At 39.1% G+C, this 12402-nt stretch carries 14 protein-coding genes; 8 read left to right on the top strand and 6 right to left on the bottom strand.

Features of this window, described 5'->3' with window-relative positions; translation table 11 throughout:
• Positions 1 to 98: 98 nt before the first annotated feature.
• Positions 99 to 497, bottom strand: a complete 399-nt coding sequence (locus E2K52_RS00455; protein WP_151203044.1) for a hypothetical protein — start codon at positions 495 to 497, stop codon at positions 99 to 101.
• A 447-nt stretch (positions 498 to 944) separates the two neighbouring features.
• Between E2K52_RS00455 and E2K52_RS00460 the strand changes: the two genes are divergently transcribed.
• The 4 genes from E2K52_RS00460 (at position 945) to E2K52_RS00475 (ending at position 4404) form a co-directional block, all read left to right on the top strand.
• A complete protein-coding gene (locus tag E2K52_RS00460) occupies positions 945 to 1469 on the top strand; it encodes a Panacea domain-containing protein (RefSeq protein ID WP_227548197.1) in 525 nt (174 codons plus the stop codon).
• Positions 1470 to 1490: 21 nt separating this feature from the next.
• Positions 1491 to 1940 (top strand): hypothetical protein, encoded by a 450-nt coding sequence (locus E2K52_RS00465; RefSeq protein ID WP_151203045.1) that lies wholly within the window; start codon positions 1491 to 1493, stop codon positions 1938 to 1940.
• 248 nt (positions 1941 to 2188) lie between these two features.
• Entirely contained in the window at positions 2189 to 2539 is a 351-nt protein-coding gene (locus tag E2K52_RS00470) for a hypothetical protein (protein WP_151203046.1), read from the top strand.
• A 695-nt stretch (positions 2540 to 3234) separates the two neighbouring features.
• A complete protein-coding gene (locus tag E2K52_RS00475) occupies positions 3235 to 4404 on the top strand; it encodes an MFS transporter (protein ID WP_151203047.1) in 1170 nt (389 codons plus the stop codon).
• A gap of 6 nt (positions 4405 to 4410) precedes the next feature.
• Here the strand turns inward: E2K52_RS00475 and E2K52_RS00480 are convergent, their stop codons facing one another.
• The gene (locus E2K52_RS00480; protein ID WP_151203048.1) at positions 4411 to 5901 is read right to left on the bottom strand and encodes an amidase; all 1491 of its coding nucleotides are present in this window, start codon (positions 5899 to 5901) and stop codon (positions 4411 to 4413) included.
• Between the two features lie 602 nt (positions 5902 to 6503).
• Between E2K52_RS00480 and E2K52_RS00485 the strand changes: the two genes are divergently transcribed.
• Entirely contained in the window at positions 6504 to 6947 is a 444-nt protein-coding gene (locus E2K52_RS00485) for a hypothetical protein (RefSeq protein WP_171478782.1), read from the top strand.
• Positions 6948 to 6999: 52 nt separating this feature from the next.
• On the opposite strand, the gene accC is transcribed toward E2K52_RS00485, so the two are convergent.
• The 3 genes from accC to aroQ are packed head-to-tail and all read right to left on the bottom strand — an operon-like array spanning position 7000 to position 9283.
• Positions 7000 to 8373: an acetyl-CoA carboxylase biotin carboxylase subunit gene (accC, locus tag E2K52_RS00490; RefSeq protein ID WP_151203050.1), complete on the bottom strand. Its 1374-nt coding sequence runs from the start codon at positions 8371 to 8373 to the stop codon at positions 7000 to 7002.
• 18 nt (positions 8374 to 8391) lie between these two features.
• Positions 8392 to 8811 (bottom strand): acetyl-CoA carboxylase biotin carboxyl carrier protein, encoded by a 420-nt coding sequence (gene accB / locus E2K52_RS00495; RefSeq protein WP_151203051.1) that lies wholly within the window; start codon positions 8809 to 8811, stop codon positions 8392 to 8394.
• Positions 8812 to 8827: 16 nt separating this feature from the next.
• Positions 8828 to 9283: a type II 3-dehydroquinate dehydratase gene (aroQ, locus tag E2K52_RS00500; protein ID WP_151203052.1), complete on the bottom strand. Its 456-nt coding sequence runs from the start codon at positions 9281 to 9283 to the stop codon at positions 8828 to 8830.
• A gap of 927 nt (positions 9284 to 10210) precedes the next feature.
• Between aroQ and ybaK the strand changes: the two genes are divergently transcribed.
• The 3 genes from ybaK (at position 10211) to E2K52_RS00515 (ending at position 11980) form a co-directional block, all read left to right on the top strand.
• Entirely contained in the window at positions 10211 to 10678 is a 468-nt protein-coding gene (ybaK, locus tag E2K52_RS00505; RefSeq protein WP_151203053.1) for a Cys-tRNA(Pro) deacylase, read from the top strand.
• A 577-nt stretch (positions 10679 to 11255) separates the two neighbouring features.
• A complete protein-coding gene (locus E2K52_RS00510) occupies positions 11256 to 11513 on the top strand; it encodes a DUF4258 domain-containing protein (protein WP_227548198.1) in 258 nt (85 codons plus the stop codon).
• 8 nt (positions 11514 to 11521) lie between these two features.
• A complete protein-coding gene (locus E2K52_RS00515) occupies positions 11522 to 11980 on the top strand; it encodes a helix-turn-helix domain-containing protein (protein ID WP_151203055.1) in 459 nt (152 codons plus the stop codon).
• 101 nt (positions 11981 to 12081) lie between these two features.
• Here the strand turns inward: E2K52_RS00515 and E2K52_RS15165 are convergent, their stop codons facing one another.
• Positions 12082 to 12249 carry a hypothetical protein gene (locus E2K52_RS15165; RefSeq protein WP_171478781.1) on the bottom strand — a complete coding sequence of 56 codons (168 nt, stop codon included), beginning with the start codon at positions 12247 to 12249 and terminating at the stop codon, positions 12082 to 12084.
• Between the last annotated feature and the right edge of the window lie 153 nt (positions 12250 to 12402).

Raw genomic sequence — 12402 nt, forward strand, 5'->3', positions numbered from 1 at the left:
ATATATTAGAAAAGGCAGTGACTTGAATGACTATACGGATGCATATATTGCAGAAATTACTCAACGCTTGAATCATCGTCCAAGAAAAAGACTCGGCTTTAAAAGTCCGAGTCAGGTATTATGGCAACAACATGGTGTTGCACTTCAAATGCTAATCTAAGTAGTTTAATAGGTTCTAATTCCAGTAATCTTGATGAGCCAAGTCCTAAGCCATTGTCATCACCTGTTAGAAATTGCACTTTGTCCTCATTCAATCGAATAGATACAACTGAAGGAGAACCATAACCAAGGTAGTTTAAAGCAGAAAATGGCTCATAAATATGTAGTGTATTTGTACTACCATCAACTTCGATAGCTACATCGTCATAACCAGCCCCTGAGCGAATAAGGCCGTTAATCACATTTTTTAAGTAAGAAAAATGCTTTTGAGTAAAATCTTTGCCCCAGTTAGTAGAATTGCTATCAGTAATTAAAGCTTGATGAATAATAGATGACATTTTTTATCTCAATTAAGAATATTGAATTAAGATTTATACCATAGGAAAAATATAGTAGTAAATTTTTAAATATTATTATAAATAACATGCACTTATATTTTTTGTGTAGTATGGGGTTAGATTAATGAATTTAATAAAAATATTTAGAACTTAAACTCCCACCTACATGAAATAAATTGAATAGATCCGGCATAGGATGCCAACAATAGCATGAAAATATTTATGGTTTAAGTAATTACTGTGAAACATTTATGTTCCACAGTATTGCTTATTTGCAGCATATGCTATTAAATAAGTGAGCACAAAGGTAAGAATAGCTCTTACCTTTCGCTGTCTTTGTAATATGGAATTTAAAAATGAACACCATCACTGATTTTCGACAATGTTAAGTCTTAGTTTACTTTCTCTAAGTTCTGTTGATTTAAGTGTTTTTATGTGAGGTGGATTATGAATAAAAAAAATACAGCAATTAATATTGCTAACTATATTGTAGAAGTTGTAAATAATGATCTAGATATGAAAGGTGTTTTAACGCCTATTAAATTACAAAAAATTTTATATTATGTATATGTAAACTGCTTAGTTAATCGCAACGAGAAGCTGTTTGAAGAACCGATTGAAAAATGGAAGTTTGGGCCAGTTGTTAGTCATGTTTACCATAGTTTTAAAGTGTTTGGTACGGGGCATATTGACTCTACGATTTCAACATTTGAATTTTCCGATGAAGCAAATGGTGGCTTTTCATTTAAGGAAGTTAACTTCGATTCAAATAGCCTTGCTTTAAAGCCTGAAGTTCAAGAGGAAATTCATTCAACGATCAAAGCTTTAATAAATGAAAAGCCTTTTGATTTAGTTGAAAGAACGCATGAAGAAGATCCTTGGAAGCTTTTTGAACCTCGTATTCTTGCTGGAGAAAGAGGCTTAGTTTATACAGATCAAGAAATTAAAGACTTTTTTTCAAAAAAATCATAATAATTTTAGGCAGGGTTAGTTTTGGATACGCAGACCGATATACTTAATATTTTCGTATCTCGTTTGATTTCTAGCCCTGCTAACGATGAAGCTATACAGAGCTTAATAAGAATTTTTGATCAAGTTATTATTCGAGCGAGATGCTTACCAAACTTTGATATTCCATATGATGATATTACCGAGATGATTTATGACTATTCTCAAGATATTAATCTTGAGGAGTTAGACTTAATGATGGAGGAGCTCGAAGGTCGTTATCAGGAACTGCACCCATCTTTAGACGATGGACAAAAGCACCCTAAACATAAGTGTTTAACTAAGTTTAGAAGACATATATATTTAGCGGCGACTCAAAAAAATTACATTAACAAAGTCACTCAGCAAGAAGCCAAAACTGCACGAAGAATTGCAAATTCTGCGCAAGAGATTTCAAAAAGAGCAGAAAAATCTCAACTCAGGCGGAAATATTAGCTAAAAAATCTGAGCAGTTAGCTGCTGATGCGGACAATCAAGCCAAATCAACTATCGCAAACTATATTTCTATTCTTGGTATCTTTGCTTCAATCATTTTTACTCTTTTTGGTGGGGTGAATTTAATAGGATCCACAGTAAAGCTTTTAGAGGTTAACTCTAGATGGCCTTACTTAACCTTTATCATTGCTCTTCTAATGATTTGTCTGCTGACACTATTAAATATGATGGTTAAGTGGATTAACTCAATGAGTAATTTAAAAAGAGCTTTAGAGGGGCATAATAAGGAAGATAAGGTGGCTGCTAGAAAATACTATTGGTATCAACCCTGGACATGGGATTTTTACACAAAGTCAGTATCTTTCTTTTTCTTAATTTTACTTATTAGCATGTGTGGTATGTACAATGTTAATAAAGAAAACTTATTTAGTATTACCAAGGAAACCACCACTAAAAACTTACCAGAGACTGAAGAAAATAATAAACCAGCCGATAAATCAAAGCCTGAAAACCCAAATAAAGAAGTTACCGTTGTGGAAAAAATTACCGTATCTAATCATGTAAGTGATAAAGATTCCGATACAAATAAGAGCGAATAACATTGAAGTCCTTGGGGGAGCCTAGCTATTAGTCTTATTGGTTTAATTCTCCCTCCCTCCATCTATCAAATCAACCCAATCACGATACAACCTCAGCTCCGCTAAAGACTTTGATAAGTTTTTTGGATACAGATCTGACAATTTCACTATTTATCCTTTTTAATAAGTGTCGACTGATCAACATTGTAGTACTTGCTAATATCAAACCAGATTTTGATTTGGCTTTCCCATTTATAAATACGGTCATTTTCAATTTTTAGCACATCTAGCCCGCTAAAGTTGAAGTGCGTTGCATCACTCGGCAATTGCCCACAAGAGATGACAGCATGTTCCTCAAACCAGTTTTCCCAAGCATGTTGGAGAACACATAGTCCGACATTTGCCTAATTGAATCCCCAGCCTGCCTATCGCATGAGTGATACAGATTGCTCAGGTAACAAATAAACCGCATTCGGGTGGTTTTTTACTACTATATGATAATTTTGGTTATTAAAAATAAATTATTGTTTTATAAGTAAAATAACAAATAATTGTGATATTTTGGTAAAAGTATACAAATTTTGAAATAATTTAATTAAAATAAATTTGTATACCGATTTGTATACTTAGCATCTCCTAACCCAGCCTTTTATATGCAAAAGCATACAACTCTGAAAATTTTATAACCTATTGTAAATACTAAGGAATACAGCTTAATGCTAAGCTTTCCAATCCACCACAAACTAAGTGGATTCTATCTTTTCTATTATGCGGTTGTGGGGGCATTCATGCCATTCTGGAGCCTTTATCTGGAAGATCAGGGGTTTAATTATCAAGAAATAGGTATCTTGTCTTCTATTGCAATTGTTACCCGTTTCTTTGCCCCTTTAATTTGGGGATGGCTCGCGGACAAGTCAGGCAAGCGCATGTTATTGGTTCGTATTGCGACCTGGATGGAAGCCTGTATCTGGTTCATGATTTTTCTTATTCCCAATAACTTTCAATCCGTTGCCTTACTCATGCTTATTTTTAGCTTTTTCCAGAATGCGATTCTGGCACAGTTTGAAGGCGTGACCTTATTCTGGCTAGGTGAAAAAAGAGCAGAGCTCTACGGCAAAGTCCGTAAATGGGGATCTATTGGCTTCATCGTCGGCGTCTTTGGCTTGGGGGCTGTATTTGAAGTGATTCCGATCAGCATGCTGCCAGTCCTTTTATTATGTATTTCATTTCTAACTTTTCTTTGGTCATTTAGTATTAAAGAACCGACGGCGGCGCCGGTGGCACAGAAAAAACTGGATACCATCTGGCCAATATTTAAACGGCCAGTGGTCTATAGTTTCTTTCTTATAGAATTAATTATGCTGTTCTCACATGCGCCATTTTACAGTTTTTATAGCAATTATCTGAGTCAGGCCGGATTTAGTACCAGCCAGATCGGATTGCTCTGGTCAGTGGGTGTAATTGCAGAAATTATCATGTTTGCTTATGCCACCTTCTTTCTCAGTCGCTGGTCATGGCGGCATCTAATCATGCTTTGCCTGTTAATGACCGGACTAAGGTGGTTAGTGGTCGGTTTATTTCCATCTTCCTTTGTTGCACAATTCTTGACACAAACGATTCATGCTTTAAGTTTTGGTCTATTTCACATGATTGCCATGCGAGTCATTTTTCAGAATTTCTCTGCCGGGCAGCAGGGCCGTGGGCAGGCACTTTATAGCACTATGTGGGGAATCGGTGTGGCAACAGGAAGCATTCTAGCAGGCCATTATTGGGATCAATTAGGCGGAGATATCATCTTTTTTGCAGCTGCAGCCTCAACTTTGCTAGGTTTTCTGCTGCTAGGGGGCTTACCTAACAAAGTTGAATTACCATCTTCAAACAGTTAAATCACTTTAAAGACGAATTTTGGCATATTGATCAAACCAGGGCTGTGCCTGCTCTAATTGTGCTGCAAGTTGCAAAAGTAAATCTTCACGAGCAAAAGGTGCAATAAACTGTGAGCCGAGCGGCAAGTTCTGTTTATTCCAGTACAAAGGTACAGACATAGCCGGCAGTCCGGTGATATTCGCCAGCTGGGTAAAAGGAACCCATTTCAAGTTTTCTTTTACAATCTGATCTACCAGTTTGCCTTGTGCCAGCAAATGCGCTTTCTTCATGCCTAAGAGCACCTTTAATAGGGGTTTTTGCCACCCCGGAATTTTTACTTCGCCATTTTGAGGAGCGACACTCGCTGTAGCAGGTGTCAAATAAAGATCATAACGTTCAAAGAAATGATTCATTTGAGTTGCATATTGCCCCCAGTTATTTAAATTATGAATATATTCCAAGGCGGTAGTTTTGGCTCCAAAGGCTGCGAGTGCTAAAGAGTCCAGTTCAAAATCACCAGTTTTGGAGGGATAACTTTTTTGAATCTCATCCAGCATATAAGAGAACTGACTAAACCAGGTGGTAATAAAATCTCTGGCCAATTGCATACCATCAATATTCGGCTGATCTTCTACGACTTCATGACCCAGTGACTCGAGTCGGCGGGCTGTTTGTTCAATTGCCTGAATCGCATCCTGGGAAACTCTGGTACCAATAGTAGAACGGGTATTAAAAGCGATTCTCATTTTTTTGGGCGGATGCTGGATAGCTTCCAGATAAGGTTGCTGCGGAGCCTGGATTTTGAAAAGTGAACTATGATCTTCGCCATGCGTTGCATCCAGCATGGCCGCACTATCGCGTACAGTTTTGGTGAGCACATGCTGAATCGCTGCCCCATGCATGGCCTCACTCATTTGTGGCCCCCACGGAGTACGGCCACGACTTGGTTTTAAACCAAATAAACCACAATATGAAGCTGGAATACGAATAGAGCCGCCACCATCGCCAGCACCAGCAATAGGGACTATACCGGCAGCCACGGCAGAGGCCGACCCTCCAGATGAGCCACCGCTATTATGTTTTAGATTCCATGGGTTTTTACAGCTTCCCCAGGCATCGGGTTCGGTAATCCCTTTAATGCCAAATTCGGGAGTATTGGTGCGGCCAAAGGTGACGATACCGGCCTTTTCCCAGCGGTTGACAATTTCAGCATTGGTATCGGCAATATAGCCAGTACGCTTCATACCCTGACAGCCATAAGACGTTGGATAGCCTGCATATTCCTGGAACAGGTCCTTAACCAGAAATGGCACACCAGCAAAAGGCCCTGTTAGCTTCTGCTGAGTCCGTTGTAATGCATGTTCATGCATAGGAATGATAATGGCATTTAAGTCGGGATTAACTGCTGCACTGCGTTTCAGTGCAATCGACAAAAGTTCACTTGAATGTACCTGTTTCTTTGCAACCAGTTCGGCCAGCCCTAGACCATCATATTGTAAATATTCTTCAAATTTCATAGTGTTCCTTCAAATTTTGTTGCGTCTCAAGGTTGTAGAACATTTCAATTCCGGATGCAAGCCCACTTGATTATGATTGGGATGTGTCTGAACTAAGGCTAACGCTTAGAGAGCAGCCTCTATAAAACTCTATCATTTGATGGAGAACATGGGGCTTTATTGAGTTATGTACCTATATAATTTAGTCGGTCTGTACGATTACATGGATTTCCTCATACTCTAATGACACTTCCTTTACACTCAATTAATTAAATCTCCCTTAAAAATATCTACTACAAGCCTGAGTGTGAAATCATAACGGCCGCCCAACCTTATAAGCTTTTGTTAATTGAAGTTGCTTGATTAAATAACTGTTTTATCACTGAATATAGAGCCAAAACTCATGTGCCTTCCTAAAATTCCCCATACAAAATAGATACAAAAAATACCAGAAAAGAGACCTATATTTTTGGTTAACATGGTAATAATTTATTTTTCGTATCTTAGGTCCTGTTATTTGATTTACTCAGATACGATCTCCTTAAAATATGATAACTTAGAACAAATTTATTCAAATGATATTGGTGAATATGAAAAAAATATGTCTTAGCCTTGCCTTACTCATGACCTCACCCTGGCTAATGGCAGCAGAGAATAAAAGTGCCTCTGATACGACGATCAAATCTTCTGAAATTCCGAATACTTTTACAGTCAATACCCGTCCCGAAATTGTGGGATTATGGGGAATGGAAATTCCAAAAAATAAAAAATGTATCGAATATTATAATTTTAAATCAAATAATAGCGTGATTATTAAAAGTGGAGAGGAGTGGACTTCAGGACTTTACGATTATCAGCCTGCCCAGAATCCTGCAGAACAGATTCCGGCTTTAATCTTGCAGGTACGTTATGACAATAATGAAAAGGACTGTTCCGGTAACCAGGTGGATCAGTCCGGGGAAGTTTCACAATATTTTGTACAATGGAAAAATCCCTATACCATCAATTTCTGTGCCAATGAAAAAGCAGAACAGTGTTTCGCCGTATTAAGACGGGTTTTGCCATAAGAAAATAAAAAACCGCTGAATTTCAGCGGTTTTTTTAATAGGTGTTTACAGATCAAGAAGCAGCTTCTTTTTCTTCTGCACCTTCAAGTTGCTTAAGCAAATGCTTTTCCAGATAATGAATATCCATTGCCTGTTCAGAGAAATTCTTATCTTGTAAAATCAAATCCTTGTGCAAAGGAATATTGGTCTTGATACCAGTCAGAATCATTTCTTCAAGTGCATTTTTCATTCGTGCCAATGATGTTTCACGATCTTTACCATGTGCAATCAGCTTGGCAATCATGGAATCATAGTAGGGCGGAATGCTATAACCCGGGTAGATATGCGAATCTAAACGGATACCGGCGCCTCCTGGGGCATAGAAGGTTTCAATCTTGCCTGGGGAAGGCATAAAGGTTGAAGGATCTTCGGCATTGATACGACATTCAATCGCATGGCCTTTTACCTGCACATCTTCTTGTTGAATATCGAGGCCAAGACCAGCCGCGATTCGAAGCTGCTGCTCGATTATATCAATCCCTGTCACCATTTCAGTCACAGGATGCTCAACCTGAACGCGGGTATTCATTTCAATAAAGAAGAATTCGCCTTCTTCAAACAAGAACTCGAATGTACCTGCACCACGGTATTGCATCATCTTGCAGGCATTGACACAGGCTTCCAGAATGTCAGCACGTGCCTGTTCTGGCAGGTTAGGTGCTGGAGCTTCTTCCAGAACCTTTTGATGACGGCGTTGTAATGAACAGTCACGATCATACAGATGAACTGCATGGCCATTCCCATCACCCAAGACCTGAATCTCGACGTGACGTGGTTTTTGCAGGAAACGCTCCATATAAACCGTATCATCACCAAACCACATTTCAGCATCACGCTGCGCAGCCTGTACAGATTCCAGCAGGGTATCGACACGCTCTACAATACGCATACCACGACCACCACCACCCGATGCTGCCTTAACAATCAGCGGGAAGCCGATTTCTTTGGCCTCAGCCAGCGCATTTTGTGGAGTCACTGCATGAGCAGAGCCGGGAACCGTTGGTACACCTGCTTTACGCATTGCTGTAATGGCTGATACTTTATTACCCATTAAACGGATATGTTCAGGACGTGGACCGATAAAAATAAAACCAGAACTTTCAACGATTTCTGCAAATTCAGCATTTTCAGCCAGGAAACCATAACCAGGATGGATCGCATCCGCGCCAGTAATTTCCGCAGCAGTAATAATCGCAGGAATATTCAGGTAGCTATCGCTACTTGCACCCGGACCAATACATACGGCTTCATCACAGAAACGTAAATGCATCAGATCCTTGTCGGCATCTGAATAGACACCGACGGTCTTGATTCCTAAAGTTCTACAAGCCCGTGTGATGCGCAAGGCAATTTCACCACGGTTTGCAATTAAAACTTTTTGCAACATTATAAATCCCCGAGGTGATTAAGCGCGGTAACGGAAAAGTGGCTGGCCAAATTGAATCACTTCACCATTTTTTACCAGAATTTCTTCAATCACACCGCTTTGTGTTGCTTCAATCGGGTTCATGATTTTCATGGCTTCAATAATACCCAGCGTTTCACCCGCAGATACAGTTTGACCGATTTTGACAAAAGGTGCTTCGCCTGGGCTAGGAGCTGCATAGAACACGCCAACCATTGGAGAGGTTTCGACTGCACCACGAGGAGATTTGGTCACCGGAACAACATCAGCCGCCGGGGCAGGCATTGCAGGAACAGCTGCTGCAACCACTGGACTGCGACGAGTTAAAGCAATCGACTGATCACCTTCTTTAACTTCGAGCGCCTGTAAGTCAGATTCAATCATCAACTCGATGAGTTTCTTGATTTTACGGATATCCATGAGACAGTATTCCTAATTAAGATTGCTTAGAAGATTGTATTTTTTCAATGACATAGTCGAGTGCAGCTGTATAGCCTTTAGCACCCAAGCCACAGATCACTCCGATTGCTTTATCGGAGAGGTAAGAATGGTGTCGAAATGCCTCACGCGCGTGGACGTTAGACAGGTGCACCTCAATAAAAGGGATCGCCACACCCAGAAGGGCGTCACGCACGGCAACAGACGTATGCGTCAAGGCAGCCGGATTAATAATGATATATTCGACATTATCTTGTTGAGCTTGGTGAATTCGGTCAACAATGGCACCTTCCCAGTTGCTCTGGAAGGTATCGAGTTGTAAAGTAGCTGATTGAGCCTGAGCCACCAGTTGCTGGTTAATATCGTCTAATGTTAGATGACCGTAAACTTCCGGTTCGCGCTTTCCTAGCAAATTTAAATTCGGTCCGTGAATAACCAGAATGGTCGAATTCATCTAACGTGCTCCAATTGAAAAGTATCAGGACAAGTTTGCAAGATCACTGCAAAATTTGTCTATTATGGCATGATTTCCCACATTTTTTTTATAATTTCTTTGAATTGACGTAGAAAGTGTGTGCCGAACAGTGGGCATATAATGAAAACTTTGCAAGGATTTGACAATGTTAAAAACTTACAAATCTAGGTCAATCTTCATTTTTTTTATTGTAAACCTGATTGGCAAAAACAGTTAATATTGTTTGTGTAATCTTGTCTTCATACAATCTTATTCATGAACTCAAGCGTTGTATTGATCATGTTCTTAAAATTTTTTGGCTTAAAAAGTCAGGGTTGATTTTAAATCTCGGCCAGTTCTAAACCACTGAGGTTTTATAAACTGAGTCGTTGTTAAAAATTTTAAACAGCATCCTATTCTTAACGCTTTATGTCAACCAGTTAAGTTTAAGAAAATAAAGAAAACTAGTTGTTTTATCTGATAATAATTCTTACTTGGTGGTGTTGAGCATGCTGAGGGAAAGTTATATTTTACTTATATTTCCTGAAATTTTATAAACGCAAAATCTAGAAAAGGTTTTTGAAACAGAAATCTTTGTAGAGAGCTTAAAACTTTTAAAAAATTAAAAAGGCAGTCATTTAGTGCTGATATATGGCACTGATAATCAAGTAAACCAGGTTCGGCAATTGACTCAACTGATCAGCTTGATAGTGTGAAAGTATAAAATATCGGCGTTTTTTAAGTGGCAGAAATGTGCAAAATATCAGGTGATGCCAGCTTCTTATACATTGCTATATAGTGGTTAAAGACTTTCTCCTTTAGTTTATTGCTTGTATTTAAAGCAAAATATACTAAGACATTATTCATGCACTTCAAGCTAGGCCTGGAGTAGCGCTATAATTAAGTTTTATTTTTTCAAAAAATACCATGACACCAGCCTGTAAACTGCTTAAATCACAAAAAATTCCATATAGCACCCATGAATATGAGCATGATCCACAGGCCAAAAGTTTTGGTCTGGAAGCAGCCGAAAAGCTAGGGCTTGCTGTTGCAGAAGTTTTTAAAACCTTACTGGTAACTGATGAGAAACAATATTTTGTCGCAATTCTACCTGTACATTATCAGTTAAATCTGAAGAAAGTAGCAGCAGCTTTAGGTTGCAAAAAGCTGCAAATGGCAGATCCTAAACATGCGGAGCGCTTAACGGGTTATATGGTCGGTGGTATTAGTCCTATTGGTCAGAAAAAGCGCTTAAAAACAGTAATTTGTATTAGTGCAAGCCAGCTTGAAAAAATGTATGTAAGCGGTGGGAAAAGGGGGCTTGATATTGGGATAAATCCGCAAGATTTAGCACGGATTTTAGGGGCAGAATTTGCCGATATTGTAGATGAATAATTAAGTTTTAAAAATTGAGATTTGGCTCTTGGTTTTCAAGGTTACCCATAATAATACTCACACAGTGAAATGCCTGTTACAGGTATAGAACTCACTTTGATGAGTTTTTTGGCGCTAATTATGCAACCAGTCACGTTTCTTGAGGCACTTCAGTACGCTCACAGTAAAAAGATCATTTTGCCTGATGAGTTACTCAATAGGCTTAAAGACGCGATAGATGACGACTACGGTGAGCTTTCCTCCTATTGATCTATGAAGGATTGGGGCAATATGAAATCTCTGGCCAGGCTCTATCCTGACTAAAGAATCAGATCGAGCATTAGCGCCTTTTTTTGGTCTTGTCTTAGGTTTTGATAACGGTTTATTGACAAAGTGTATAAAAAGATGAATAAGAAATCAGGTGAGCCTGGTTTATTGCTGAAGGTGACCTAAACATTTTGTTGACGACGATGGCACCAGTACATTATAGTGAACTCAACCGCTAATTATTAGCGGTTTTAGCCTTAATCATTCATCCTGATTGCAAGTATCATTTATGTGTTTAGCCGAAATCTAGGCTAGGCGAAAGCTTAGAGAGCTGGCTAAAGATACCAGCAAAATTAAGCTTTCAACACATGTTAGGCAACGAATGAAAGAGCGCCATATCTCCTTAAAGCAAATCATCTGTTGCTTTGAACATGGGGATATCACAGAGGGGCCTTATCCAGATACTCGGGGCGATACTAAGTTGAATGTTACAGTTCGAACCGCTGGGGAAAATATTACGACAACCGTTGTAATTAGATGTCGTGAAGATGGGGACTTCTCAATTGTTGTTACTACATTTAAAGAATAGGCACAGTTATGTATCACTATGAAGAGTGTGGTTTAAGCAATGTTTGGCTGCTGGACGGTTATGAAATTGAAGTTGATGAAGCGTATGGCGATTTGGTGTCAATCTCATCAGTGCATGAACTTCACAAAACCATTGGCCTATACTTGATTAATGAAAAGCCAGAGCTGAATGGTGAAGAAATCCGTTTTTTGCGTAAAGAGCTAAATCTTTCACAAAAGAATCTAGCAGGTATATTAAGTGTTAATGAATCCACAGTTCGCAACTGGGAGAGTGATCGAGTGGCTATCGGAAAACCAGCCGAACTTGTTTTGAGAGCACTTTACAAAGAGCAGGCCCATGGAGGTGGTGCTCTGATTGAAATGATTGAAAAGCTTAATCATCAAGAAAGAACTTATGAATCTGACAACATGAACTTTTCATACGATAGTAATCGATCTTGGAAGCATAAAGAACTTGAAGCCAGGTAAAACAAAACCACTCTCTAGAATGGTTTTCTATCTTAGGGTTTTGGATTTTTCACTCTTAGTCCAGACTACTGGAAAAGAAGCCCTCATTTGAGGGCTACATTCTATTCGTCAGATGATGTTGAGGTCTTTGCTTGCTCTCTGGCATATTCTAAAGCAACTTGCTGTGCTTCAGCGGCAGCGGTGGCTTCTATTGGGGGGGGGGATGCAATAGCAGCTGTTCCGATCAAACCTGATAGGGTGAGTAATAGAACTGTCGAATACTTTTTCATTTGAATTTCCTCTACGTTTCTAAAACTTAAATTCAGTGTAGAGAATGGCTTAAATTACTAATGTAGCAACTCTGTCGGGATATGTAAGACAGTCAAGCCTTGAGTTATAGGGATCTAGGTTTGCGTAAGAATGATTTTCGGGTGAAATTTTTT

This window comes from Acinetobacter sp. RF14B (assembly GCF_006864105.1).
GTDB lineage: Bacteria > Pseudomonadota > Gammaproteobacteria > Pseudomonadales > Moraxellaceae > Acinetobacter > Acinetobacter lwoffii_C.

Coding starts and splice junctions, on each gene's coding strand:
- E2K52_RS00455 (WP_151203044.1), bottom strand. CDS start 497: ATGTCATCTATTATTCATCAAGCTTTAATTACTGATAGCAATTCTACT.
- E2K52_RS00460 (WP_227548197.1), top strand. CDS start 945: ATGAATAAAAAAAATACAGCAATTAATATTGCTAACTATATTGTAGAA.
- E2K52_RS00470 (WP_151203046.1), top strand. CDS start 2,189: ATGAGTAATTTAAAAAGAGCTTTAGAGGGGCATAATAAGGAAGATAAG.
- E2K52_RS00475 (WP_151203047.1), top strand. CDS start 3,235: ATGCTAAGCTTTCCAATCCACCACAAACTAAGTGGATTCTATCTTTTC.
- E2K52_RS00480 (WP_151203048.1), bottom strand. CDS start 5,901: ATGAAATTTGAAGAATATTTACAATATGATGGTCTAGGGCTGGCCGAA.
- E2K52_RS00485 (WP_171478782.1), top strand. CDS start 6,504: ATGACCTCACCCTGGCTAATGGCAGCAGAGAATAAAAGTGCCTCTGAT.
- accC (WP_151203050.1), bottom strand. CDS start 8,373: ATGTTGCAAAAAGTTTTAATTGCAAACCGTGGTGAAATTGCCTTGCGC.
- accB (WP_151203051.1), bottom strand. CDS start 8,811: ATGGATATCCGTAAAATCAAGAAACTCATCGAGTTGATGATTGAATCT.
- aroQ (WP_151203052.1), bottom strand. CDS start 9,283: ATGAATTCGACCATTCTGGTTATTCACGGACCGAATTTAAATTTGCTA.
- ybaK (WP_151203053.1), top strand. CDS start 10,211: ATGACACCAGCCTGTAAACTGCTTAAATCACAAAAAATTCCATATAGC.
- E2K52_RS00515 (WP_151203055.1), top strand. CDS start 11,522: ATGTATCACTATGAAGAGTGTGGTTTAAGCAATGTTTGGCTGCTGGAC.
- E2K52_RS15165 (WP_171478781.1), bottom strand. CDS start 12,249: ATGAAAAAGTATTCGACAGTTCTATTACTCACCCTATCAGGTTTGATC.